This is a genomic window from Pseudomonas rhodesiae (assembly GCF_007858255.1).
GTDB lineage: Bacteria > Pseudomonadota > Gammaproteobacteria > Pseudomonadales > Pseudomonadaceae > Aquipseudomonas > Aquipseudomonas rhodesiae.
Map to the genome: position 1 here is coordinate 157,381 of NZ_VFEU01000004.1, position 23,325 is coordinate 180,705.

Annotated in this window: 26 protein-coding genes; 1 reads left to right on the forward strand and 25 read right to left on the reverse strand. The window is 61.2% G+C overall.

The window, feature by feature from the left end:
• Positions 1–38: 38 nt before the first annotated feature.
• The 7 genes from FIV35_RS07635 to flhA all read right to left on the reverse strand — a co-directional run bounded on the left by FIV35_RS07635 (position 39) and on the right by flhA (position 8,853).
• Positions 39–2,372 (reverse strand): chemotaxis protein CheA, encoded by a 2,334-nt coding sequence (locus FIV35_RS07635; protein WP_083377787.1) that lies wholly within the window; start codon positions 2,370–2,372, stop codon positions 39–41.
• A gap of 11 nt (positions 2,373–2,383) precedes the next feature.
• Positions 2,384–3,172 (reverse strand): protein phosphatase CheZ, encoded by a 789-nt coding sequence (locus tag FIV35_RS07640; RefSeq protein ID WP_034138832.1) that lies wholly within the window; start codon positions 3,170–3,172, stop codon positions 2,384–2,386.
• An 18-nt stretch (positions 3,173–3,190) separates the two neighbouring features.
• Positions 3,191–3,565 (reverse strand): chemotaxis response regulator CheY, encoded by a 375-nt coding sequence (locus FIV35_RS07645; RefSeq protein ID WP_162276696.1) that lies wholly within the window; start codon positions 3,563–3,565, stop codon positions 3,191–3,193.
• A gap of 169 nt (positions 3,566–3,734) precedes the next feature.
• Entirely contained in the window at positions 3,735–4,475 is a 741-nt protein-coding gene (fliA, locus tag FIV35_RS07650; protein ID WP_034099464.1) for an RNA polymerase sigma factor FliA, read from the reverse strand.
• Complete coding sequence (gene fleN, locus FIV35_RS07655; RefSeq protein WP_003192912.1) at positions 4,472–5,305, reverse strand: flagellar synthesis regulator FleN; 834 nt, start codon at positions 5,303–5,305, stop codon at positions 4,472–4,474. Before fleN ends, fliA begins: the two co-directional genes overlap by 4 nt.
• 104 nt (positions 5,306–5,409) lie before the next feature.
• Positions 5,410–6,726, reverse strand: coding sequence for a flagellar biosynthesis GTPase FlhF (flhF, locus tag FIV35_RS07660; protein ID WP_034138833.1), 1,317 nt, complete (start codon positions 6,724–6,726; stop codon positions 5,410–5,412).
• A gap of 12 nt (positions 6,727–6,738) precedes the next feature.
• On the reverse strand, positions 6,739–8,853 hold the full coding sequence (gene flhA, locus FIV35_RS07665; RefSeq protein ID WP_375538188.1) for a flagellar biosynthesis protein FlhA: 2,115 nt from the start codon (positions 8,851–8,853) through the stop codon (positions 6,739–6,741).
• Between the two features lie 543 nt (positions 8,854–9,396).
• Between flhA and FIV35_RS07670 the strand changes: the two genes are divergently transcribed.
• A complete protein-coding gene (locus tag FIV35_RS07670) occupies positions 9,397–9,657 on the forward strand; it encodes a DUF6124 family protein (protein ID WP_034139003.1) in 261 nt (86 codons plus the stop codon).
• Between the two features lie 192 nt (positions 9,658–9,849).
• Here FIV35_RS07670 and FIV35_RS07675 read toward each other — a convergent pair whose 3' ends face one another.
• The 18 genes from FIV35_RS07675 to fliH all read right to left on the reverse strand — a co-directional run bounded on the left by FIV35_RS07675 (position 9,850) and on the right by fliH (position 23,315).
• Positions 9,850–10,197: an FKBP-type peptidyl-prolyl cis-trans isomerase gene (locus FIV35_RS07675; protein WP_034138834.1), complete on the reverse strand. Its 348-nt coding sequence runs from the start codon at positions 10,195–10,197 to the stop codon at positions 9,850–9,852.
• Between the two features lie 332 nt (positions 10,198–10,529).
• Positions 10,530–10,730: a cold-shock protein gene (locus FIV35_RS07680; protein WP_034138835.1), complete on the reverse strand. Its 201-nt coding sequence runs from the start codon at positions 10,728–10,730 to the stop codon at positions 10,530–10,532.
• Positions 10,731–10,760: 30 nt separating this feature from the next.
• The gene (locus FIV35_RS07685) at positions 10,761–10,961 is read right to left on the reverse strand and encodes a S1 domain-containing protein (protein WP_034138836.1); all 201 of its coding nucleotides are present in this window, start codon (positions 10,959–10,961) and stop codon (positions 10,761–10,763) included.
• A 163-nt stretch (positions 10,962–11,124) separates the two neighbouring features.
• On the reverse strand, positions 11,125–12,261 hold the full coding sequence (flhB, locus tag FIV35_RS07690) for a flagellar biosynthesis protein FlhB (protein ID WP_034138837.1): 1,137 nt from the start codon (positions 12,259–12,261) through the stop codon (positions 11,125–11,127).
• Between the two features lie 3 nt (positions 12,262–12,264).
• Positions 12,265–13,050, reverse strand: coding sequence for a flagellar biosynthetic protein FliR (fliR, locus tag FIV35_RS07695; protein ID WP_034114727.1), 786 nt, complete (start codon positions 13,048–13,050; stop codon positions 12,265–12,267).
• A gap of 3 nt (positions 13,051–13,053) precedes the next feature.
• Positions 13,054–13,323 (reverse strand): flagellar biosynthesis protein FliQ, encoded by a 270-nt coding sequence (fliQ, locus tag FIV35_RS07700; protein ID WP_034099472.1) that lies wholly within the window; start codon positions 13,321–13,323, stop codon positions 13,054–13,056.
• Positions 13,324–13,327: 4 nt separating this feature from the next.
• Complete coding sequence (gene fliP / locus FIV35_RS07705; protein ID WP_034138838.1) at positions 13,328–14,071, reverse strand: flagellar type III secretion system pore protein FliP; 744 nt, start codon at positions 14,069–14,071, stop codon at positions 13,328–13,330.
• On the reverse strand, positions 14,071–14,505 hold the full coding sequence (fliO, locus tag FIV35_RS07710; RefSeq protein WP_034099475.1) for a flagellar biosynthetic protein FliO: 435 nt from the start codon (positions 14,503–14,505) through the stop codon (positions 14,071–14,073). The genes fliP and fliO overlap by 1 nt, the downstream gene beginning before the upstream one ends.
• 1 nt (position 14,506) lies before the next feature.
• Positions 14,507–14,974, reverse strand: coding sequence for a flagellar motor switch protein FliN (gene fliN, locus FIV35_RS07715; protein ID WP_034138839.1), 468 nt, complete (start codon positions 14,972–14,974; stop codon positions 14,507–14,509).
• Positions 14,975–15,013: 39 nt separating this feature from the next.
• Positions 15,014–15,982, reverse strand: a complete 969-nt coding sequence (gene fliM / locus FIV35_RS07720) for a flagellar motor switch protein FliM (protein ID WP_034138840.1) — start codon at positions 15,980–15,982, stop codon at positions 15,014–15,016.
• A 9-nt stretch (positions 15,983–15,991) separates the two neighbouring features.
• Positions 15,992–16,495 (reverse strand): flagellar basal body-associated protein FliL, encoded by a 504-nt coding sequence (gene fliL, locus FIV35_RS07725; RefSeq protein ID WP_034138841.1) that lies wholly within the window; start codon positions 16,493–16,495, stop codon positions 15,992–15,994.
• A gap of 331 nt (positions 16,496–16,826) precedes the next feature.
• On the reverse strand, positions 16,827–18,173 hold the full coding sequence (locus tag FIV35_RS07730) for a flagellar hook-length control protein FliK (protein WP_034138842.1): 1,347 nt from the start codon (positions 18,171–18,173) through the stop codon (positions 16,827–16,829).
• 102 nt (positions 18,174–18,275) lie between these two features.
• Entirely contained in the window at positions 18,276–18,620 is a 345-nt protein-coding gene (locus tag FIV35_RS07735) for an Hpt domain-containing protein (RefSeq protein ID WP_034138843.1), read from the reverse strand.
• A 30-nt stretch (positions 18,621–18,650) separates the two neighbouring features.
• Complete coding sequence (locus FIV35_RS07740; protein WP_034138844.1) at positions 18,651–20,369, reverse strand: fused response regulator/phosphatase; 1,719 nt, start codon at positions 20,367–20,369, stop codon at positions 18,651–18,653.
• A complete protein-coding gene (locus tag FIV35_RS07745; protein WP_034138845.1) occupies positions 20,366–20,671 on the reverse strand; it encodes an STAS domain-containing protein in 306 nt (101 codons plus the stop codon). Before FIV35_RS07745 ends, FIV35_RS07740 begins: the two co-directional genes overlap by 4 nt.
• Positions 20,672–20,749: 78 nt before the next feature.
• Positions 20,750–21,199, reverse strand: a complete 450-nt coding sequence (gene fliJ / locus FIV35_RS07750; RefSeq protein WP_034099491.1) for a flagellar export protein FliJ — start codon at positions 21,197–21,199, stop codon at positions 20,750–20,752.
• A 3-nt stretch (positions 21,200–21,202) separates the two neighbouring features.
• Positions 21,203–22,561 (reverse strand): flagellar protein export ATPase FliI, encoded by a 1,359-nt coding sequence (gene fliI / locus FIV35_RS07755; protein ID WP_034099493.1) that lies wholly within the window; start codon positions 22,559–22,561, stop codon positions 21,203–21,205.
• Positions 22,551–23,315 carry a flagellar assembly protein FliH gene (fliH, locus tag FIV35_RS07760; RefSeq protein WP_083377786.1) on the reverse strand — a complete coding sequence of 255 codons (765 nt, stop codon included), beginning with the start codon at positions 23,313–23,315 and terminating at the stop codon, positions 22,551–22,553. The genes fliI and fliH overlap by 11 nt, the downstream gene beginning before the upstream one ends.
• Positions 23,316–23,325: the final 10 nt, after the last annotated feature.

Here is a 23,325-nt window from a genome sequence, read left to right on the forward strand (position 1 = left end):
TTAGGCGGGGCGGGCAATACCGCCCTGCCCCGCCAGAATCAAATACGCCGAGCGGCGTAACGCTTGAGCATGCTCGGAACATCGAGAATCAGCGCGATTCGACCGTCACCGGTGATGGTCGCACCCGACATGCCCGGGGTTCCCTGCAGCATTTTGCCCAAAGGCTTGATGACCACTTCTTCCTGGCCGACCAACTGATCGACCACAAAGCCGATGCGTTGAGTGCCCACGGAGAGAATCACCACATGGCCTTCGCGCTGTTCTTCATGAGCCGCCGAAGCCACCAGCCAGCGCTTGAGATAGAACAGGGGCAACGCCTTGTCGCGCACGATCACCACTTCCTGGCCGTCCACCACGTTGGTGCGCGACAGGTCGAGGTGGAAGATCTCGTTGACGTTGACCAGCGGGAAGGCGAACGCCTGGTTGCCCAGCATCACCATCAGGGTCGGCATGATCGCCAGGGTCAACGGCACCTTGATGACGATCTTGGAGCCCTGGCCCTTGGTCGAGTAGATATTGATCGAACCATTGAGCTGGCTGATCTTGGTCTTGACCACGTCCATGCCCACGCCACGGCCCGACACGTCGGAGATCTCGGTTTTGGTCGAGAAGCCTGGGGCGAAGATCAGGTTGTAGCACTCGGTGTCGGTCAGGCGGTCGGCGGCGTCTTTGTCCATCACGCCACGCTTGACCGCGATGTTACGCAGGATGGCCGGGTCCATGCCTTTGCCGTCGTCGGTAATCGACAGCAGGATATGGTCGCCTTCTTGCTCGGCCGCCAGGATCACTTTGCCGCCCCGGGACTTGCCCGCGGCTTCGCGTTCTTCCGGGGTTTCCACGCCGTGGTCGACGGCGTTACGCACCAAGTGGACCAGCGGGTCGGCCAGGGCCTCGACGAGGTTTTTGTCGAGGTCGGTCTCTTCGCCCACCAACTCCAGGTTGATCTCTTTCTTCAGCTGACGCGCCAGGTCGCGAACCAGGCGTGGGAAGCGGCCGAAGACTTTCTTGATCGGCTGCATCCGCGTCTTCATCACGGCGGTTTGCAGGTCGGCGGTAACCACGTCGAGGTTCGACACGGCCTTTTGCATGGACTCATCGCCACTGCTCAGGCCCAGGCGCACCAGGCGGTTACGCACCAGCACCAGTTCGCCAACCATGTTCATGATGTCGTCCAGGCGCGCGGTATCGACCCGCACGGTGGTTTCGGCTTCACTGGCAGGCTTGTCGGCCACCGGCGCGGCGGCGGCCCGTGCAGGCGCGGCAGCCGGAGCCGCCGCCGCGGGCTTGGGTGCTGCGGCAGGCGCCGCGGCCTTGGCGGCGACCGGTGCAGGTTTGGCGGCGGTAGCGGCGGCCGCAGACGCGGCCGCGGGCTTGGGTGCTGCGGCAGGCGCCGCGGCCTTGGCGGCGACCGGTGCAGGTTTGGCGGCGGTAGCGGCGGCCGCAGACGCGGCCGGCGCAGGCACTTCGCTGAATTTGCCCTTGCCGTGCAAATCATCCAGCAACGCTTCGAATTCATGATCGGTGATCAGCCCGTCACCGGCAGGTGCCGCAGCGGCTGCCGGCTTGGCATCAGCCGGCGCGGCGGCGGTGGCCGCGACTTCCGGCAACGCGTCGGCGGCGAAGGTGCCCTTGCCGTGCAACTGGTCGAGCAACGCTTCGAACTCGTCGTCGGTGATATCGGTGCTGGCAGCCGCAGCGGCCGGTGCAGGCGACGCGGCGGCAGGCGCCACGGCATCGGCGGCGAACTGGCCTTTGCCATGCAACTGATCGAGCAGGGACTCAAATTCGGCGTCGGTGATGTCTTCGCTGGCCGGTGCTTCAGCCGAGGTCGGGGCCGGGGCCGCAGCGGCCGGCGCTTCGGCTTCGGCCTTGACCGCGCTGAGGGAGCTGAGCAGCTGTTCGAACTCACTGTCGGTCACGTCCGGTTCCGGCGCCGGTCCAGGCTCCGGCACGGCCTCGACCACGGGCTCCGCCGACAGGTCGGCAGGCTCTGCATAGCGCGCCAGGGCGGCCAGCAGTTCCGGGGTGGCGGCAGTGATCGGCGCACGTTCGCGCACTTGGCTGAACATGCCGTTGACCGCATCGAGCGCTTCGAGAATCACGTCCATCAACTCCGAGTCGACGTGACGCTCACCCTTGCGCAGGATGTCGAACACGTTCTCGGCGATGTGGCAGCACTCCACCAGCTCATGGAGCTGGAGGAAGCCGGCGCCCCCTTTTACAGTATGAAAACCGCGAAAAATTGCATTGAGCAGGTTCGCATCATCCGGGCGGCTTTCCAGCTCGACCAGTTGTTCGGACAGTTGCTCTAAAATTTCGCCGGCCTCTACAAGGAAATCCTGAAGGATCTCTTCATCGGCGCCGAAGCTCATGTGGGTGCTCCTTAGAAGCCTAAACTGGATAACAGGTCATCTACGTCATCCTGACCTGACACAACGTCTTCACGTTTATCGGCATGAATCTGCGGACCTTCACCCTTGGCGAGATGTTTTTGTGGATCTTTTTCCGAGAGGATCGCTGCGCGGTCATGTTCGATGCCGGCGAAACGGTCAACCTGGCCGGCCATGAGCACCAGTTTGAGCAAGTTGCTTTCCACTTCGGTGACCAATTGCGTCACGCGCTTGATCACCTGACCGGTCAGGTCCTGATAATCCTGAGCCAGCAGAATATCGTTGAGGTTGCTGGACACCGTGCGGTTGTCCTGCTCGCTGCGTGACAAGAACCCTTCGACCCGGCGCGCCAGCTCGCGGAACTCTTCAGCCCCCACTTCCCGGCGCATAAAGCGCCCCCAGTCGGCATTCAGGGCCTGAGCTTCGGTGGCCATGCCGTTGACCAGAGGCGTGGCGTTTTCCACCAGGTCCATGGTGCGGTTGGCCGCAGCCTCGGTCAGCCTGACCACATAGGACAGGCGTTCAGTGGCATCCGTGATCTGCGAGATTTCCTCGGCCTGGGGCATGTGCGGGTCAATCTGGAAATTGACGATTGCACTGTGCAGCTCGCGTGTGAGCTTGCCCACTTCCTGGTACAGGCCTCGGTCACGGGTCTGATTGAGCTCATGGATCAACTGCACCGCGTCGCCGAAATGGCCTTTTTCAAGGCTGTCGACCAGTTGGTGAGCATGTTTTTTCAGGGTGGACTCAAAGTCTCCCTGTGACGTTTCTTTGTGCTCCATAGCTCCCCCGCGATGGCATTAGCCGTGGATGCGTTCGAAGATTTTTTCGATCTTCTCTTTCAACGCCTGTGCAGTGAATGGCTTGACCACATAACCGTTAACACCGGCCTGGGCGGCCTCGATGATCTGCTCGCGCTTGGCTTCGGCGGTTACCATCAGCACCGGCAGGTTGCGCAGTTTTTCATCGGCGCGCACCCAGCGCAGCAGGTCGATACCGGTCATGCCCGGCATGTTCCAGTCAGTCACCAGAAAGTCGATGCCTCCGCTGTTGAGGATCGGCTGTGCAGTGATGCCATCGTCCGCCTCGACCGTGTTGGTGAACCCAAGGTCACGCAACAGGTTTTTTATGATCCGCCGCATCGTTGAGAAGTCATCAACGATGAGGATTTTCATGTTCTTGTCCAATTCGACCTCCAAGCAGTCTTAAACGCGCCCAGCACCTGGACGCGCCATTTCAATCAACAGGCATTACACAAAAAGGACTGCCGGGGCCACCACGGGCCGAACCCGCGTAGGCCAATCACCCCCGCGGTATCGCTCTGCAGTGTCCCCACACTGCCTGTCAGCGCGCTCGCCACTCTCCCAAACGCCCCCGCAAGCGGGCGGCGCACTGGCTGTGCAACTGGCTGACTCGCGATTCGCTGACCCCCAGGACCTCACCGATTTCCTTGAGGTTCAGCTCTTCGTCGTAGTACAGCGCCAACACCAATCGTTCACGCTCCGGCAAATTGGCGATTGCGTCCGCCAACGCCCCCTGGAAACGCGCATCTTCCAGGTCGCGCGACGGCTCCATGTGAGCGCTCGCGCCGTCCTCGTGCAGCCCTTCGTGTTCGCCGTCCTGGAGCAGGTCGTCGAAACTGAACAGGCGGCTGCCCAAGGTATCGTTCAAAATCCCGTAATAATCGTCGAGACTCAATTGGAGTTCGGCCGCAACTTCATGATCTTTAGCGTCGCGACCGGTTTTTGCTTCAATTGCACGAATTGCGTCACTGACCATGCGCGTATTGCGGTGCACCGAACGGGGTGCCCAATCACCTTTGCGCACTTCATCGAGCATCGCCCCACGGATACGGATACCCGCATAGGTCTCGAAACTCGCGCCTTTGGTTGCGTCGTACTTGGTCGACACTTCGAGCAGGCCGATCATGCCGGCCTGAATCAAATCTTCGACCTGCACGCTGGCAGGCAACCGGGCCAGCAAGTGGTAGGCAATGCGCTTGACCAGGGGCGCATAGCGCTCGATCAGTTCACCCTGGCTGTCACGCGCCGATTTCTTATAGAGGTTGTAGCCGCTCGATGTCATAGCACTGGTCCTGCGCTCGTCTGATGCACCAATCGCTCGACGAAAAACTCCAGATGCCCACGCGGGTTGGCGGGCAAAGGCCAGGTATCGACCTTCTGAGCAATAGCCTTGAACGCCAAGGCGCATTTCGAACGAGGGAATGCTTCGTAGACCGCACGCTGCTTTTGCACGGCCTTGCGCACACACTCGTCGTAGGGAACTGCGCCGACGTATTGTAAGGCGACATCGAGAAAGCGATCCGTGACCTTGGTCAACTTGGCGAACAGGTTGCGCCCTTCCTGCGGGCTCTGGGCCATGTTGGCCAGGACGCGGAAGCGGTTCATGCCGTAGTCACGGTTAAGGAGTTTGATCAGGGCGTAGGCGTCGGTGATCGAGGTGGGTTCGTCGCAGACCACCAGCAATACTTCCTGCGCGGCGCGCACAAAGCTGACCACGGATTCGCCAATCCCGGCGGCGGTGTCGATCACCAGCACGTCGAGGTTGTCGCCGATATCGCTGAACGCCTGAATCAGGCCGGCATGCTGCGCCGGGCTCAGGTGCACCATGCTCTGGGTGCCGGAAGCGGCCGGCACGATGCGGATCCCGCCAGGGCCCTGCAACAGCACGTCGCGCAGCTCACAGCGCCCCTCGATCACATCGGCCAGGGTGTGTTTAGGCGTCAGCCCCAGCAGAACGTCGACGTTCGCCAGCCCCAGGTCAGCGTCCAGCAGCATGACGCGACGGCCAAGCTCTGCCAGCGCCAGGGACAAATTCACTGACACGTTCGTTTTTCCGACGCCACCTTTGCCGCCGGTCACCGCGATCACCTGTACGGGATGCATGCTGCCCATTTTATTTCTTTACCTTGTCTTGCTTAGACGCAGGCTACATGGCTTGGCCGCGTGAATCGCTTGCAGACCATCAATGTAGGTACATTGCATTGTGTTCATGTTGCTCAGCCCACCCGTTTTGCCGGGCTGTGGTAAAGATCAGCGAACATATCGGCCATCGCTTCCTCGCTCGGCTCGTCTTGCATTTGCACGCTGACTGCACGGCTGACCAACTGATGACGGCGCGGCAGATGCAGATCATCCGGGATCCGCGGCCCGTCGGTCAGGTAGGCGACCGGTAACGCATGACCGATAGCCAGGCTCAACACTTCGCCCAGGCTGGCGGTTTCGTCCAGTTTAGTCAGGATGCAACCGGCCAGCCCGCAGCGCTTGTAGCTGTGGTAGGCAGCGGTAAGAACCTGTTTCTGGCTGGTGGTTGCAAGCACCAGGTAATTCTTTGACTTGATGCCACGCCCGGCCAGGCTTTCCAACTGCATGCGCAGCGCCGGATCGCTGGCTTGCAGGCCGGCGGTGTCGATCAACACCACCCGTTTGCGCAGCAGCGGGTCGAGGGCGTTGGCCAGGGACTGGCCCGGGTCGACGTGGGTCACCGGCACATTCAGGATGCGCCCCAGGGTCTTGAGTTGTTCCTGGGCACCGATACGGTAGCTGTCCATGCTCACCAGCGCGATGTTATGCGCGCCGTACTTGAGCACATAGCGCGCCGCCAGTTTGGCCAGGGTGGTGGTCTTGCCCATGCCGGCCGGGCCGACCATAGCGATCACACCGCCCTCTTCCAGGGGTTCGATTTCCGGGGTGACGATCATGCGTGCCAAGTGGGCCAGCAGCATGCGCCAGGCTTGGCGCGGCTCATCGATTTCAGTGGTCAGGGCCAGCAGGTCGCGGGACAACGGACCGGACAGGCCGATGCGTTGCAGGCGACGCCACAGGTTGGCTTGCTGCGGCTTGCTGCCTTGCAACTGGTTCCAGGCCAGGGAGCCCAGTTGCACTTCCAGCAGCTCGCGCAGGCCGTTGAGTTCGAAGCGCATCGAATCGAATACGCGCTGGTCGACGGCGGCGGCCGGTGCTGGCGCGGCGGGACGTGGCGGTTCGACGAAGGTCGGCTCCACCAGCGGCTCGGCGGCGGTCAGCGGCAGCCCGGCGAACAACTGGCGATTGGTGGTGGCATCGCTGTCGCCACGCATGCTCAGTTCAGCCTGGGCCGAGACGATGCGCGATGCGGTCTTGCGCAGTTCATCTTCGAGTTCCATGTTGGGAACGCGCGGCGCCAGCGCCGAGGGGGTGTAATCCAGGGCAGCCGTCAGCTCGACACCGCCGGCAATGCGACGGTTACCGATAATCGCGGCATCGGCGCCCAGCTCATCACGGACCAGTTTCATGGCCTGACGCATATCGGCGGCGAAAAAACGCTTCACTTGCATAACCCACTACCCTCAGCCGTTGGGCCCTACTGTCGCGACGATAGTCACTTGCTTGTTGTCAGGAATTTCCTGGTAAGCCAAAACGTGCAAATTCGGTACTGCCAGGCGTCCAAACCGCGACAACATCGCTCGGACCGGGCCCGCCACCAGCAGAATCACCGGTTGGCCCTGCATTTCCTGACGCTGTGCGGCGTCGATCAACGAACGCTGCAGTTTTTCAGCCATGCTTGGCTCCAGCAGAACGCCCTCTTCCTGGCCTTGTCCTGCCTTCTGAATACTATTGAGCAATATTTGTTCCAACCTTGGTTCCAAGGTGATCACAGGCAGCTCGGAGTCAAGCCCTACAATGCTTTGCACGATAGCGCGGGACAATCCGACGCGCACCGCCGCCACCAGCGCGGCGGTATCTTGACTCTTGGCGGCGTTGTTGGCGATGGCTTCGGCAATGCTGCGGATGTCGCGCACCGGCACCTGTTCGGCCAGCAGCGCCTGCAACACTTTGAGCAATTGCGACAACGACAGCACGCCCGGCACCAGTTCTTCTGCGAGTTTTGGCGAGGCTTTGCCAAGCAACCCCATCAATTGCTGGACTTCCTCGTGGCCGATCAGCTCGTGGGAGTGCTTGTAGAGGATCTGGTTGAGGTGGGTGGCAACGACCGTGCTGGCGTCCACCACGGTGTAACCCAGGGACTGTGCCTGGCTGCGCTGGCTGATTTCGATCCACACCGCGTCCAGGCCGAAAGCCGGATCTTTGGCGGTAATGCCGTTGAGGCTGCCGAACACCTGCCCGGGGTTGATCGCCAGTTCGCGGTCGGGGTAGATCTCGGCTTCGGCCAGGATCACGCCCATCAGGGTCAGGCGGTAGGCGCTGGGGGCCAGGTCGAGGTTGTCGCGGATGTGCACGGTGGGCATCAAAAAGCCCAGGTCCTGGGACAGCTTCTTGCGCACGCCCTTGATCCGCGCGAGCAGTTGGCCGCCCTGGTTGCGGTCCACCAGAGGGATCAGGCGATAGCCGACTTCCAGGCCGATCATGTCGATCGGGGTCACGTCGTCCCAGCCAAGCTCCTTGGTTTCCTGGGCGCGGGCCGGGGATGGCAGCAGTTCCTGCTGACGGGCGATCTCTTGCTGGGCCTGCACCTTGACCATGTTCTGTTTTTTCCAGAACAGGTAGGCGGCGCCGCCGGCCAGCGCGGCCATGGTCAGGAACGACACATGGGGCATGCCCGGCACGATACCCATGATCGCCATGATGCCAGCCGCTACGGCCAACGCCTTGGGCGACGCGAACATCTGCCGGCTGATCTGCTTGCCCATGTCTTCAGAGCCCGAAGCACGGGTCACCATGATCGCGGCCGCTGTAGATAACAACAGTGATGGCAATTGCGCCACTAAACCGTCACCGATGGTCAGCAAGGCGTACACCTTGCCCGCATCGCCGAAGCTCATGCCGTGCTGGAACATGCCGACAGCGACGCCGCCGATGAGGTTGATGAACAGAATCAACAGGCCAGCGATGGCGTCACCGCGCACGAATTTGCTGGCACCGTCCATGGAGCCGTAGAACTCGGCTTCCTGGGCCACTTCCAGACGGCGGGCCTTGGCTTGGTTCTGGTCGATCAGGCCGGCGTTGAGGTCGGCGTCGATAGCCATCTGTTTGCCGGGCATGGCATCGAGGGTAAAACGTGCGCTCACCTCGGAGATACGCCCGGCACCCTTGGTCACGACCACGAAGTTGATGATCATCAAAATCGCGAACACCACGATACCGACCACGTAGTTGCCGCCGATCACCACTTCACCGAAGGCCTGGATCACCTTACCGGCAGCGGCGTGGCCGTCCTGACCGTGGAGCATCACCACGCGGGTGGACGCCACGTTCAGCGCCAGGCGCAACAGGGTCGCCACCAGCAGGATGGTGGGGAATACCGCGAAATCCAGCGGCCGCAGGGCATACACACACACCAGCAGCACCACCACGGACAGCGCGATGTTGAACGTGAAGAACACATCCAGCAGAAACGGTGGCATCGGCAACATCATCATTGCCAGCATCACCAGCAACAGCAACGGCACACCCAGATTGCCCCGCGACAGGTCAGTCAGGGTGCCACGGGCCGTACTGAGCATTTGAGAGCGATCCACCACCGGTATTCCTCGTTTCCTTGAAGCAAACTTTTGACGCCGGGAGGCGTCCTGGAGGCGGTATTGCAAGAAGCCTTCCAACTTTGCTTTTAGTTTCGGACCTCCTCATAAAGGACACAATCCAGCGGGTATAAATCGATTGGACTGTGGGAGGGGGCTTGCTCTCGATTGCTGAGTTGTCAGGCACTGATGTTTTGACTGATCCACCACTATCGGGGGCAAGCCCCCTCCCACATTTTGAGCTGTGCACAGCCGGGGCTATCGAGGAAATTTCTGACACGGATTTGGGGTTACCCCTAGGAGCTGCGCTCTCTAGTCTCCGAACACCACTGCAAAAGCAGCGGACGGGCGTCGCGGCCCGGTTTACTACGGAACAAAAGCACCATCTCCCTTTCAGTAAGCGGTTTTTTATCGTCTACTGTGCGGCGCTATGGCGGCTGTGCGTGGGATACCTTCGGGTGTGCCGGGTTCCTTGGTAACCGGTCCGCGAACCTGTGCACAGCTGCCACCTTCCATCGCGTCGCGGCGATCTGTGGCAGCTTCACCCCAAATCCCCCGACCACAGTACTCTTCACCGTCATCAACGGCATCAGCACCGAAGACCTCCTGGTCAACCTCAGCGAAACCCTCGCCTCGGCCAACGCGCTGCGCTGTAACTTGGCCTTTGACCTGGAAGGCTCGAAACGAGAGCAATTGCTGGGAGTGGCGCAGTTGATCGAACTGGCGCAGTTACTGGCGGATCGTGTGCACGCTGGCGCCGCAATAACGACCGCAGCAAGCAACGGATAATTCGGACCCAATGTGGGGCTTGCCCCGATGGCGGTATCATTCACCTACTCAGGGTCTGACACACTGCAATCGGGGGCAATCCCTTTCCACACTTTCGAACGGGGGTAAGCTTTTAAAGAGGTCGTATATTCCCGGCCTGCGGGTCTTTGTGACCTTGCGAGATGTCATATTCCTCTGGCAGTGAGAGAACAATCAAACACCGAGCAATTCCACATCAAAGCAGAGTGTTGCATTTGGTGGGATTACCCCCCCAGCGCCCCTTGCCCCATACCCAAGCTGAGGAGGGATGATTAACCTTCGCTGCCCGCCGACCTTCATTCCTTGCACACCCTCGTCCCACCCACGAATAACTTGACCCGCACCCAATGCAAACACGAATGGATCGTTGCGATCACGGCTCGAGTCAAACTTGGCCCCTTGTACGCCATTTTCCCAAAGCCAACCCGTGTAATGAACGATGACACGCTGGCCAGCCTTAGCTTCAACACCTTCACCCTCTGTCGTGTCCCCATACTGAAGACCGCTGTCGGTAGTGATCATCAGAAATCCCTCCTTCCTCAACAAGATTTACGCACAACGTGCGCGTTCCGCCCCATCAGATCGCGATACCGTGGCGGCGGCTACTGTTAAAGTTGACAGGTAGCAAGTACAACTCACTAGCAAAGGCCCAACGGCCAACTGAGCTTATCGAGGTGAAATCGGGGCCCCTCCCACATTTGGGTCGGCGGACATCAGCCGTTGCTGAGGAAATTTTCGACCGTGATTTGGGGCTGCCCACAGGAAACTCGATTTCCAGTCTCCGTACACCGCTTCACACGCAGCGGTCGCGGCCCGGTTGATCAAGCATCGCCCTGCGAGAACGATCACAACGATCAAAGGACGCGGACGTTCTCAGCCTGAGCACCTTTGGGCCCCTGGGTAACCTCGAACTCTACTTTTTGCCCCTCTTCAAGCGTTTTGAATCCGTCGCCCTTAATGGCGGAGTAGTGAACAAATAGATCCACCCCACCGTCCTGAGTGATAAACCCAAAGCCCTTCTCCGCGTTGAACCACTTAACTGTGCCCGTCGCCATTGCCGTTCTCCATACACTTCAATAAAACACTCAGATCAACTTGATCTCGCACGCGTAAACACCATCAGGGCGATGGATCTTCCGGAACACCACTCTCTGTCCTTGCGAAAGCAAGCGACCATCTGAGCTGAGCAAATCGACCGCCACCACCTCACCCCACCCCTCCGGCGCAATCAAACCCTTGCCGGTCTGTGGGTCATACGTTTGAACCTTGCCTGTAAACACCTGCATTAACCCACTCCCTGCATCTTGAGGCGCAGTCACTAAGGCTATGGAACCGCGAGAACGCGACACTGACTACTGTCAAAGTTGACAGGTAGACGAGATCGCGCGACGAGTGGTAACGGGCGTGGAGGGTAGTAGACGTCAAGCCTGCTCAGTACAGGCGTGGCGATCAGGAGTCGCGGCGCAGGTCCGGCGGGATGGGCAGGTCTTTGAGCGGATCGGGCCGCTTGCCTTTGCCGGCGCGGTACTGGCGAATCTGATAGACATAGGCCAGCACCTGGGCCACGGCCAGGTACAACCCGGCAGGGATTTCCTGATCGAGGTCAGTGGAGTAAAAAATCGAGCGCGCCAACGCCGGCGATTCCAGCAGCAGAATGTCGTTGGCCACGGCGATTTCGCGGATTTTCAACGCGGTGAAATCGCTGCCCTTGGCCAGCAGCATTGGCGCTCCACCCTTTTCCGGGTCGTATTTCAGGGCCACGGCGTAGTGGGTCGGGTTGGTGATAACCACGTCGGCATCCGGCACCGAGGCCATCATCTTGCGTTGGGACATCTCGCGTTGCAGCTGGCGGATGCGCTGTTTGACCTCGGGCCGACCTTCCTGATCCTTGTGCTCGTCACGCACTTCCTGCTTGGTCATCAGCAGCTTCTTGTGGCTTTCCCACAGCTGGATCGGCGCATCCACCGCCGCGATCAGGATTAGCCCAGCCGCCATCCACAGCGCACTCCAGCCCACCACCTGCACGCTGTGGATAATCGCCGACTCCAGGGGCTCATGGGCGATGCGCTGCAAGTCATCGATATCGGACGACAACACCGAAATGGCCACGAACAGAATCAGGATGAACTTGGCCAAGGCCTTGAGCAGCTCGACCAGCGCCTTGGCCGAAAACATGCGTTTGAGCCCCGCCGCCGGATTCATGCGGCTGAACTTGGGCGCCATGCTGCTGGCGGCGAACAACCAGCCGCCAAGGGACACGGGTCCGATCAGCGCAGCCAGCAGTAAGGTAATCAGGATCGGCTGCACGGCCAGGATCGCGATCTGGCCCGAATGCAGCAAATACTGGCCCATGGCGCCGGGGCTGAGCAGCACTTCGCGGGGCAAGCTGAAGTTGTGCTTCATCAGCTCCATCAGATCCAGCGCCAGACCGCCGCCATAGATCAACAGGGCACCGGAACCGGCCATCATGGTCGCAACGGTATTGAGCTCTTTGGAACGGGCGATCTCGCCCTTCTCCCTGGAGTCCTTTTTGCGTTTCTCCGTGGGGTCTTCTGTTTTGTCCTGACCACTCTCGCTCTCGGCCATGGTTCAGCGCGCCCGTGCCAGATCACGTAAGAACTGCAAGGCGTCGGTCGCCAGCGGTTGATACTGATTGAGAATGTCGGCCAGGCCGACCCAGAAAATCCCCATGCCCAACACCAGGGTCAATGGGAAACCGATGGAGAAAATGTTCAGTTGCGGCGCCGCGCGGGTCATCACGCCAAACGCAATATTGACCACCAGCAGGGCCGTGATTGCTGGCAACACCAGCAACAGCGCCGCCCCCATCACCCAGCCGAGGCGGCCGACAATTTCCCAGAAATGGTTAACCACCAGCCCCGAGCCCACCGGCAAGGTGGTGAAGCTCTCGGTCATCACCTCGAACGCCACCAAGTGGCCGTTCATGGCCAGGAACAGCAAGGTCACCAGCATGGTCAGGAACTGCCCGATCACCGCCGCCGACACGCCGTTGGTGGGGTCGACCATGGAGGCGAAGCCCATGCCCATCTGCACCGAGATGATTTGCCCGGCAATCACGAACGCCTGAAAGAACAACGTCAGGGAAAAGCCCATCAAGGCGCCGATCAGGATCTGTTCGGCGATCAGCAGCAGCGCACTCAGGTCCAGCGCATTCACCGGCGGCATCGGCGGCAGCCCAGGCACGATCACCACCGTGATCGCCACAGCGAAATACAAGCGCACCCGCCGTGGCACCAGGGTCGTGCCGAACACCGGCATGGCCATCAACATCGCCGTCACGCGAAACAGCGGCAGGATGAAAGACGCCACCCAGGTACTGATCTGGGTGTCGGTCAAGGCCAGCAAGGATTGCATCGGTCAGCCGATCAGCTGCGGAATACTGCCGTACAACTGCAGGATGTATTCCATGAAAGACTGCACCAGCCACGGCCCGGCGACGATCAGGGTAACCAGCATCACCAACAGGCGCGGCAGGAAGCTCAAGGTTTGTTCGTTGATCTGGGTCGCGGCCTGAAACATCGCCACCAGCAAGCCCACCAACAGGCTGGGCACCACCAGCACGGCGACCATCACGGTGGTCAGCCACAGCGCTTCACGGAACAGGTCGACGGCGACTTCTGGCGTCATAGCGCTATACCCCTCCGAAACTGCCGGCCAAGGTGCCGATAATCAGCGCCCAGCCATCCACCAGCACAAACAGCATGATCTTGAACGGCAACGAGATGATCAGCGGCGACAGCATCATCATACCCATGGCCATCAGCACGCTCGCCACCACCAGGTCGATGATCAGGAACGGAATAAAGATCATGAAGCCGATCTGGAACGCGGTCTTCAATTCGGAGGTGACAAATGCCGGCACCAGAATGGTCAACGGCGCCTGGTCGGGGCTGGCGATGTCGGTGCGCTTGGACAGGCGCATGAACAGCTCAAGGTCGCTGGAGCGGGTTTGCGACAGCATAAAATCCTTGATCGGGCCCTGGGCCTTGTCGATGGCATCCTGGGCGGTCATTTTTTCCGCCAGGTAGGGTTGCAGGGCTTGCGTGTTCACCTTGTCGAATACCGGCGCCATGATGAACAGCGTCAAGAACAGCGCCATGCCGGTGAGGATCTGGTTCGACGGGGTTTGCTGCAGGCCCAACGCCTGACGCAGGATCGAAAAGACGATGATGATCCGCGTGAAACTGGTCATCAGCATGACGAACGCTGGGATAAAGCTCAGCGCGGTCATGATCAGCAGGATCTGCAGGCTCACCGAATACTCTTGCGCGCCCGCCGCATTGGTCCCCAGCGTAATGGCCGGGATCGACAACGGGTCGGCAGCCAGCGCCAAGGGCGCGGCCAGCAACAGCATGAGCGTCAATAAAACGCGCATTACTTCTTATCCTTCTGATCCTTGCCCAGCAATTCCATCAGGCGCTGGGCGAATTCGGGCGTGGCGGACTGGGTCTGCTCCACATTCACCGGTGTCTTGAGTACGTGCAGCGGGGTGATGCGACCTGGCGTAATGCCCAGCAGAATCTGCTCCTCCCCCACCTGCACCAGCACCAGCCGATCGCGCGGGCCGAGGGCGCGGGCACCGATCATTTCGATCACCTGGCCATTGCCAGGGCCTACGCGCTGCACCCGGCGCATCAGCCAGGCCAGTACGAAGATCAAGCCCACCACCAGCAGCAGGCCGAGCACCAGTTGGGTAAGTTGCCCGCCAACACTGCCGACCACCGGCGCCGCAGCGGCCTGAGCCACCGGCTCCGCCGCCCACACGGGCAGCGCCAACGCGATCAACAGCCCCACCATCAGCCGTTTCATATCAGCGCAACTTCTTGATGCGTTCGCTTGGGCTGATCACGTCTGTCAGGCGGATGCCGAACTTTTCGTTGACCACCACCACCTCGCCATGGGCGATCAGCGTGCCGTTGACCAGCACGTCCAGCGGCTCACCGGCCAGGCGGTCCAGCTCGATCACCGAGCCCTGGTTGAGCTGCAGCAGGTTGCGGATGTTGATGTCGGTGCTGCCCACTTCCATGGAAATCGACACCGGAATATCCAGGATCACATCCAGGTTCGGACCGTCGAGGGACACCGGGTCGTTGTTCTTCGGCACGCTGCCGAATTCTTCCATCGGCAGGCGATTGCCGGCCGGCGCGGTGGCGGCGTCAGCGGCCAACAGCGCATCGATATCGTCCTGACCGACATCGCCGGTCTCTTCCAGGGCAGCCGCCCATTCGTCGGCCAGGGCCTGGTCTTCGGCGGAAGTGTTTTCGTGTTCGGTAGCCATTACATGTCCTCGGCGAAGCAAACATTCATAAATTAGGGATCAGCGACGGTTGATCGGCTCAACCACTTGCAATGCCAGGTTGCCCTTGTGGGAACCGAGCTTGACCTTGAACGACGGCACGCCATTGGCGCGCATGACCATTTGTTCCGGCAATTCCACCGGAATGATGTCCCCCGGCTGCATGTGCAGGATGTCCCGCAGGCGCAACTGACGGCGGGCCACGGTGGCGCTCAGCGGCACGTCGACGTCCAGCAAGTCTTCGCGCAGCGCCTTGACCCAACGCTCGTCCTGGTCGTCCAGGTCGGACTGGAAGCCGGCGTCGAGCATCTCGCGCACCGGTTCGATCATCGAGTACGGCATGGTCACGTGCAGGTCGCCACCACCGCCGTCGAGTTCGATATGGAAGGTGGACACCACGATGGCTTCGCTGGGACCGACGATGTTGGCCATGGCCGGGTTCACTTCCGAGTTGATGTACTCGAAATTGACTTCCATGATCGCCTGCCAAGCTTCCTTCAAGTCGATGAACGCCTGCTCCAACACCATGCGCACCACCCGCAACTCGGTGGGGGTGAATTCACGGCCTTCGATCTTGGCGTGGCGGCCATCTCCACCGAAGAAGTTGTCCACCAGCTTGAACACCAATTTGGCGTCGAGGATGAACAGCGCGGTGCCGCGCAAGGGCTTGATCTTGACCAGGTTGAGGCTGGTGGGCACGTACAGCGAGTGCACGTATTCGCCGAACTTCATCACCTGCACGCCGCCCACCGCCACGTCCGCCGAGCGGCGCAGCATGTTGAACATGCTGATACGGGTGTAACGGGCGAAACGTTCGTTGATCATTTCCAGGGTCGGCATGCGTCCACGGACGATGCGATCCTGGCTGGTCAGGTCATAACTTTTGACACTGCCAGGCTCGGCAGCCATTTCGGTCTGTACCAGACCATCGTCGACGCCATGCAACAGCGCATCGATTTCATCCTGGGACAGCAGGTCCTGCACGGCCATGTCGTGATCCTACTGCAATACGAAGTTAGTGAAGAGCGCCTGTTCGACCACCGTTTTGCCCAGCTCTTTCTGGGCCACTTCCTGCACGCTGGCAGTGACCTTCTGGCGCAGCATTTCCTGGCCGACCGGCGTGGCCAGGGTGTCGAAACTCTGGCTGGAGAACAGCATCACCAGGTTGTTGCGGATCACCGGCATATGCACCTTGAGTGCATCCAGGTCCGACTGGTTGCGCGCCAGCAAGGTGATGCTCACCTGCAGGTAGCGCTGACGACCGTTCTGGTTGAAGTTGGCGACAAAGGCCGGAAGCATCGGCTCGAAGATTGCCGGTTGCTTGACGTTGGTGGCGGTTTCGGCGGCGGGTGCCGGTTTGCTTGCACTGCTGTGCATGATGTACCAGGTGCCACCCACCGAGGCGCCGATGGCCAGGAGCAGGCCCACGACTATCAACAGAATAAGCTTGAGCTTACCTTTGCCTGCGGGTGCTTTTGCTGCTGCGTCGTCGCTCTTCGCCATGCCAATAATCCGTCACTATTCGGGGATTCATAGATCTACGGGAAGGCAAGAGCAAGTGTTATGCCAGAGTTGTCTGGCTGAACACAGACAAGAGAACACCATAAAGTGTGGGAGTGGGCTTGCCCCCGGATAGCGGCGTATCAGTCAACTGATGTATGAACTGACACACACTCATCGGGGGCAAGCCCCCTCCCACATTTTGACCTCGTTTCGTCAATTGCCACTCAAGCTGGAATGCGATTCGAGTGGGACGGGGCTTGCCCCCGATAAGGGTCTGTCAGCTTATACATCGGCGGGCCGATACAGCGTTATCTAGGCAAGCCCCCTCACATCAGGCGTAGTAATCGACGGCACTGGAGCCGATCACTGTCGACGTCACGGGCGCCACAGCTTCAGCCACATCTACGTGACCACCGCTGTCGCCGATGTCACCACGCCCACCCCCACTGCTCACACTGCGGGTTTGCGCCTGCTGCTGTTGCTGCTCCTGGCCACGGGACTGGTCGGAGACGTTGACGTCCACCTGCCCCATGCCCTGTTGGGCAAACATCTCACGCAAACGCCCGGACTGGTTTTCCAACGCTTCGCGCACCACCGGGTGGGCGCTCATAAAGTTGACCTGGGCCTGCTGGTCGGCGGTCATGTTGACCTTGATATCCAGGCGTCCAAGTTCGGCCGGCTGCAACTGGATCTCCGCCGACTTGAGGTTGGCGCTGGAGAGGTACATGACGCGGTTGACGATCTCGTCGGTCCAGCCGCTCTGGTGCATGGCCAGCGGCGCATTCGCGACGGGCGGTAAGGCATTGGCGGTTTTCGGCGTGGCAGCCTGGGTCAGGGCGGCGAGGCGGTTGGCGAAGTCATCGACCCGGGTGTCGCTGCTAGCGCTCTTGAGATCCTTCAACCCCTCGTCGATCAAGCCGCTGAAAGCTTTGTCGCCGCCTTGGTCAGTGCTGTCCTTGGTGGCTTGCTGGTCGACCATATTGGCCAGGCCAGCGGCGAAGTTCTGCGCGGCGGTGGGTTGTTCCTGGGTTGGTGCCGGGGCGGTTTTCGCCGGGGCCTGGCTGCTGGCGGACACATGGCCGCCCTGCTCCATGGCCAGGCGCACGGCTGGCATTGCATCCAGAGGGTCGGCCTCGGGGTCGAAAGCGGGCTTGACCTCTTCACTGGCCGCCACCGGCGCGAGCGGCGCAAGCGGCGCGGCAACCGGCGGCTGCGTCTTATCATCGGCAGTGTCAACGACCGGAGCCGGGGTTTCCACCGGCACAGGCACCGCGACCGGCACGACAGCGGCGATCAACGCGGGGTCAACCGCAGGCTGCTGCGCCAGGCTCGGGTCGGCTGCGGCGGCGTCGTCCTGAGCGGCATCATCATCGGCTTTGGCCGGTGGATTAGCGGCAGGCAAGGTATTGCCGCTATCGGCAACCGCCGGTGTCTTGGCGGCAGGCTGATCACCCCCGGCGGCAGGTTTGGCGCTGGCATCGGCGGACTTGTCGCGAGAGGGTTTGACGCTGTTGTCATCGCCCTTGAGGCTGGGCTTGGAACCCTGGCTGGCGAACACTTGAGCGAAGCCAGGGCCCTTGTCCCGTGGCTCCGCCGCCACCGCCGGCGAGTTGGCGGCGGGCGCTTGGGCCTTGGCTGCGGGGGCAGCCTGAAGAAGCGAATTCGTGGCGACTGGCATGATAAAGGTCTCCACTGCATGGGGATCGAGGGATGCAGTATCGAGAGCTAAAGCAAGAGTCGGGCCAAGTATGGTTTCTGCCTTCGGACTGCGGGTTGACCGCTACACCTGAAACCGCTGACGCTCCGACTCATACAGCGGCTTGACCACCGCAAACTCATGATCGATCTGATCCACCAGCGCCTCCAGATTCGCGGTCGGCTCGCCGGATTCCAGCTCCAGCCGCTCGCACAACTGCGCCAGACGTACAGCCCCCAGGTTGCCGCTGCTGCCCTTGAAGCTGTGGGCGATCTTGCCTAATGCCTTGGCGTCATCCCGCGCCGTGCGCAGCGCTTCGATGCGTTTTTGCGAATCGTCGAGAAAGGTTTCGAGCAGCTTGGGGTACTCGCCTTCCATCACTTCCTGCAAACCCGACAACACGTCAGGGTCCAGATGAACATCGACCACTTGCTCGCTCCTTGATCAAGAATCGGCGGATTATGCCAGAGCCTCCCAGGAAAACTCCACGCAGACACAGCGCCCGCCATCGGACCAGCGTATGTCGCGGCTGAGCTGACGCACCAGGCCCAAGCCCCGACCGGACAGACGATCGATATCCATTGGCTGCGCCAGCACTTTTTCCACGTCAAACCCGGGGCCGCTGTCTTCGATCCGCAAGGTCATCGTCCCGCCCGCTCCATTGGGCACCACCTGCACCTGCACCCGCACGTAACCACTGTCCAGTTGAGCCAGGCGCTCGTTGCGCTGGCGATAATATTCGGCAAAGCCCTGGGCATCGCGCTTGAGCAAAGAGTCCAGGCCGAGTACGCCGTGCTCCAGCGCGTTGGAGTACAGCTCGGCCATCACGCTGTAGAGCGCGCCGCTCTGTGCACGCAGGCCGTGGATCTCCAACAGCAGTTGCAACAGGTAGGGCAACGGGTTGTAGCGCTTGAGGGTTTCGGCGCGAAATTCGAAATTCACCGACCAATCCCGTGGGCACGACTGGCCGCTGTCGGCATACAACGGCCCGGTGGCGCGCGTCGCCAGACCCGACCGCAAGGTGATCTCCACCATGCTCACGTCATCACGGGCTTCACCGCGAAACGCGACCAGGGCCTGTTCGATGTCGTCGAACAGACGATCGGGCTCGCGGTTGGTGTCGAATACTTGTTGCAGGCGTTCAACCCCAAACAATCGATCATTGGCGTCGGCGGTTTCCAACACCCCATCGGACAGCAGAAACACCCGATCGCCCAGGGCCACGGGCCAGACTTCAGTGCGGTCGTCGAACAGTTCCGCCGACAGTACCCCCAGCGGCAAATGCCGCGACGCCAATGGCGTGCGTTTGCCGGTGGTCACTTCAAGCACGTAGCCCTCGGGCATGCCGCCGTTCCACACCTCGACCACGCGCCGATCGGTACTCAGGCACAGCAGGGTGGCGCAGCAGAACATGTCCACCGGCAGGATGCGTTTAAGCTTGGCGTTCATCTCGCGCAAGATCTGCGTCAGGCCGTAGCCTTTGGCGGTCATGCCGTAGAACACTTCCGCCAGGGGCATGGCCCCCACCGCTGCCGGCAAACCGTGGCCGGTGAAATCGCCGAGCAGCACATGCATATCACCCGAAGGCGTGTAGGCCGCCAGCAGCAAGTCCCCGTTGAACAACGCATAGGGCGATTGCAGGTAGCGGATATTCGGCGCGGCATTGATACAGCCCGAATGCGCGACCTTGTCGAACACTGCCTTGGCCACCCGTTGCTCGTGCAGCAGGTAGTCATTGTGCTTGGCGATCAGGTCGCGCTGCTGCAAGACCGTGGCTTGCAGGCGGCGCAGGCGGTCCATGGCGTTGATCTTCGCGGCCAGGAGCAAGGGGTTGTAGGGCTTGGCCAGGAAGTCATCGCCGCCGGCGTCCAGGCACTCGGCCAGGTCGGCGCTGTCGGTCAGGGAGGTGAGGAAGATGATCGGCACCAAGGCTTCGCCGGACAGCTGCTTGATCCAGCGCGCGGCTTCGAAGCCGTCCATCACCGGCATCAGCGCATCCATCAACACCAATTGCGGACGCGCGCGCGTGAATACCTCGACCGCTTCGCGCCCATTGGCGGCGGTGAGCACTTGATGCCCCTGACGTCGCACAATGGTCGACAGCAAGAGCAAGTCAGTGGCGCTGTCATCGGCGATCAGGATCGTAAGCGCCTCATGGGCGGGGGCCAGGGCGCTCAATTGATGTCGAACAGCTTGTCGAAGTTGGAGATGGCGAGGATTTTGCGCACGTCAGAGTTGCTGTTGATGACCCTGACCTCAGATTCGTCGCCCCCCGCGTGGTCCCGCAGCAACAGCAGCATGCCCAGGGCGGAACTGTCCAAATAGGTAGTGTCTTTGAGGTCGACGATATAGGTATCCGGTGCCTTGTAGAACGGCTCGTAAGCGTCACGAAAGAGCTGGTGGCTGCTGAAATCGAAGCGGCCTTTGATAACGATGGTCAACTTCTTCCCGTCCGGGGATACAACTGACTCGACTGACATATGACTGCTTCCTTGTCGTGGGGGGCGTACACACAAGGTTTAGCAGTTGAACCGAGTACGGGCAACACAGCCCGTCATTTAGAACTGTTCCGGACGCGGCAGGCGTTGGGACAGTTCATCCAGCAACTTCTGCTCGCGCTTGTCTTCAATCGCCCGCGCTTCATCGATATAGCGCTGCACCAGTTTGCGCAGACCTTCGACGCGGGCGAATGCCTGCTGCCAGCTCTCACGGGCCTTGTCGAGGTTGTTCTGGTGCCAGGCCAGGCTTTGACGCTGCTGGCCGACGGCGGTTTCCAACTGGTTGAGAAAGCCCTGATAGCCCATCAGCCATTGGCCCGATACGCCTTTGGCGCCGCGCTCGATCCACTGCTGCTGGTACTCGCCGCGAAAGCGCTCCAGGTCGCCCAGCTTGCTTTCGGCCAAGCGCACTTGGCCCTGGAAATACCCCAGGCGCTGCACCGCGGTTTTTTCGGCCTTTTCGGCCATGTCCACCACCGGGGCCAAGCGTGACGCGCGACTGCTGGCCATGGCTTAGCCGCCTGGCGCCGGGGCGAAGATCGACTGCAAGTGCGCTTCGCTTTCGCCCATGCTGATCTTGTCGTTGAGGCCCTGGCGCAGGTACGTCACCAACTGCGGTTGCAGGGCGATGGCCAGGTCGGTATCGCGATCGCCGCCGGCCACATAAGCGCCGACGCTGATCAGGTCGCGACTCTGCTGATAACGCGACCACAGCTGCTTGAACTGCTGCGCACGGGTCATGTGCTCGGGCGTGACCACCGCCGGCATCACCCGGCTGATGGATGCTTCGATGTCGATGGCCGGGTAGTGCCCCTCCTCCGCCAGGCGCCGCGACAACACGATATGGCCGTCGAGTACGCCCCGGGCCGAGTCGGCGATGGGGTCCTGCTGGTCGTCGCCTTCGGACAGCACCGTGTAGAACGCGGTGATCGAGCCCCCACCGGCCTCGGCGTTACCGGCGCGCTCCACCAGCTTAGGCAGCTTGGCGAACACCGACGGCGGGTAACCCTTGGTGGCCGGCGGCTCACCGATGGCCAGGGCGATTTCCCGCTGGGCCTGGGCGAAACGGGTGAGCGAGTCCATCAGCAACAGGACGTTCTTGCCCTTGTCGCGAAAGTATTCGGCGATGCGCGTGCAATACATGGCGGCGCGCAGTCGCATCAGCGGCGCATCGTCGGCAGGGGATGCAACCACCACCGAGCGTTTGAGACCTTCCTCGCCGAGGCTGTGCTCGATGAACTCCTTCACCTCCCGGCCCCGCTCGCCGATCAGCCCAACCACGATGATGTCGGCCTCGGTAAAGCGCGTCATCATGCCCAGCAACACCGACTTACCCACGCCGGTACCGGCGAACAGGCCCAGACGCTGGCCGCGACCGACCGTCAATAAACCGTTGATGCTGCGAATCCCCACGTCCAGCGGCACGCTGATGGGGTTACGGTTGAGCGGGTTGATGGTGGGACCGTCCATCGGCACCCAATCTTCGGCCTTCATACCGCCCTTGCCGTCCAGCGCGCGCCCGGCGCCGTCGAGCACGCGACCGAGCATGCTCATGCCCATGGGCAGGCGGCCGGTATCGGCCAGGGGCACCACGCGGGCACCGGGGGCGATGCCCGCCAGGCTGCCCACGGGCATCAGGAAAATCTTGCTGCCGGAAAACCCCATGACCTCGGCTTCAACCTGCACCGGGTGATAACTGTCGTCGTTGATCACCATGCAGCGGCTGCCCATGGCGGCGCGTAAACCTTCGGCTTCGAGGGTCAGGCCAACCATGCGCAACAGCCGCCCTTCCAGGATCGGCTGGCCGGGCAATTCAGTGGCTTCGGTGTAAGCGCTCAAGCGCTTGGTGAAGCTGGTGCGATCAAGGCGCATCGGGGGCGTCCAGGTCAATGCTCAGGTCAGGTTCGGCCGGGTTCAGCACCTGCTCGTGCTGTTGATCGAGCAACTTGGCCATGATCTGGCTGATGCGGGTTTCCACCGTGGCATCGATGCGGCTGTGCTCGGTCTCGACGCGGCAACCGCCGGGCTGCAACGCGGCGTCTTCGACGATGCGCCAGGTTTCTTCATGGCGCTCGCGCAGGGCTTTGACCTGTTCGAAATCCTGCGGGTTGATGTACAACCGCACATTGCCGACGCCCAGGGGCAGCAGCTTGAGGGCTTCGCGCATGACGCTTTCGATCTGGCTGGAGTCCAGCGCCAACTCACGCTGAATCACCTGACGCGTCATGTGCTCCACCAGGCGCACCATGGCTTTTTCGATCTGGGTGTCCTGTTCGGCGATAGGCTCGAACAAGCTACCCATCAAGCGCTCCAGGCTGGCCAGTTTCACCGCCAGCGCGGCCTCGGCTTCCTGGCGCACCTTGAGGGTGGTGCTGCGAAAACCGTCTTTCTCACCGGCAGTGAAGCCCTCGTTGTAAGCCTCCTGACGGATGCTTTCCAGCTCTTCCAGGGTCAGTGGCTGGACTTCTTCCAGCGGCACTTCTTCCATTTCCACCGGCGGCTCTTCCACCGGTTCCGGCTCGGGCTCAGGCACATGCGGGTCGAAGCTGGGCAGCGACCAGATGTCGAACCCGCCGACATCCCGTGCGCGAATCAGATCGCTGGGTGCCTCATCTTTGCTCGACATGGACAACGCC

Coding starts and splice junctions, on each gene's coding strand:
- FIV35_RS07635 (WP_083377787.1), bottom strand. CDS start 2,372: ATGAGCTTCGGCGCCGATGAAGAGATCCTTCAGGATTTCCTTGTAGAG.
- FIV35_RS07640 (WP_034138832.1), bottom strand. CDS start 3,172: ATGGAGCACAAAGAAACGTCACAGGGAGACTTTGAGTCCACCCTGAAA.
- FIV35_RS07645 (WP_162276696.1), bottom strand. CDS start 3,565: ATGAAAATCCTCATCGTTGATGACTTCTCAACGATGCGGCGGATCATA.
- fliA (WP_034099464.1), bottom strand. CDS start 4,475: ATGACATCGAGCGGCTACAACCTCTATAAGAAATCGGCGCGTGACAGC.
- fleN (WP_003192912.1), bottom strand. CDS start 5,305: ATGGGCAGCATGCATCCCGTACAGGTGATCGCGGTGACCGGCGGCAAA.
- flhF (WP_034138833.1), bottom strand. CDS start 6,726: ATGCAAGTGAAGCGTTTTTTCGCCGCCGATATGCGTCAGGCCATGAAA.
- flhA (WP_375538188.1), bottom strand. CDS start 8,853: ATGCTCAGTACGGCCCGTGGCACCCTGACTGACCTGTCGCGGGGCAAT.
- FIV35_RS07675 (WP_034138834.1), bottom strand. CDS start 10,197: ATGATCACTACCGACAGCGGTCTTCAGTATGGGGACACGACAGAGGGT.
- FIV35_RS07680 (WP_034138835.1), bottom strand. CDS start 10,730: ATGGCGACGGGCACAGTTAAGTGGTTCAACGCGGAGAAGGGCTTTGGG.
- FIV35_RS07685 (WP_034138836.1), bottom strand. CDS start 10,961: ATGCAGGTGTTTACAGGCAAGGTTCAAACGTATGACCCACAGACCGGC.
- flhB (WP_034138837.1), bottom strand. CDS start 12,261: ATGGCCGAGAGCGAGAGTGGTCAGGACAAAACAGAAGACCCCACGGAG.
- fliR (WP_034114727.1), bottom strand. CDS start 13,050: ATGCAATCCTTGCTGGCCTTGACCGACACCCAGATCAGTACCTGGGTG.
- fliQ (WP_034099472.1), bottom strand. CDS start 13,323: ATGACGCCAGAAGTCGCCGTCGACCTGTTCCGTGAAGCGCTGTGGCTG.
- fliP (WP_034138838.1), bottom strand. CDS start 14,071: ATGCGCGTTTTATTGACGCTCATGCTGTTGCTGGCCGCGCCCTTGGCG.
- fliO (WP_034099475.1), bottom strand. CDS start 14,505: ATGAAACGGCTGATGGTGGGGCTGTTGATCGCGTTGGCGCTGCCCGTG.
- fliN (WP_034138839.1), bottom strand. CDS start 14,974: ATGGCTACCGAACACGAAAACACTTCCGCCGAAGACCAGGCCCTGGCC.
- fliM (WP_034138840.1), bottom strand. CDS start 15,982: ATGGCCGTGCAGGACCTGCTGTCCCAGGATGAAATCGATGCGCTGTTG.
- fliL (WP_034138841.1), bottom strand. CDS start 16,495: ATGGCGAAGAGCGACGACGCAGCAGCAAAAGCACCCGCAGGCAAAGGT.
- FIV35_RS07730 (WP_034138842.1), bottom strand. CDS start 18,173: ATGCCAGTCGCCACGAATTCGCTTCTTCAGGCTGCCCCCGCAGCCAAG.
- FIV35_RS07745 (WP_034138845.1), bottom strand. CDS start 20,671: ATGTCAGTCGAGTCAGTTGTATCCCCGGACGGGAAGAAGTTGACCATC.
- fliJ (WP_034099491.1), bottom strand. CDS start 21,199: ATGGCCAGCAGTCGCGCGTCACGCTTGGCCCCGGTGGTGGACATGGCC.
- fliI (WP_034099493.1), bottom strand. CDS start 22,561: ATGCGCCTTGATCGCACCAGCTTCACCAAGCGCTTGAGCGCTTACACC.
- fliH (WP_083377786.1), bottom strand. CDS start 23,315: ATGTCGAGCAAAGATGAGGCACCCAGCGATCTGATTCGCGCACGGGAT.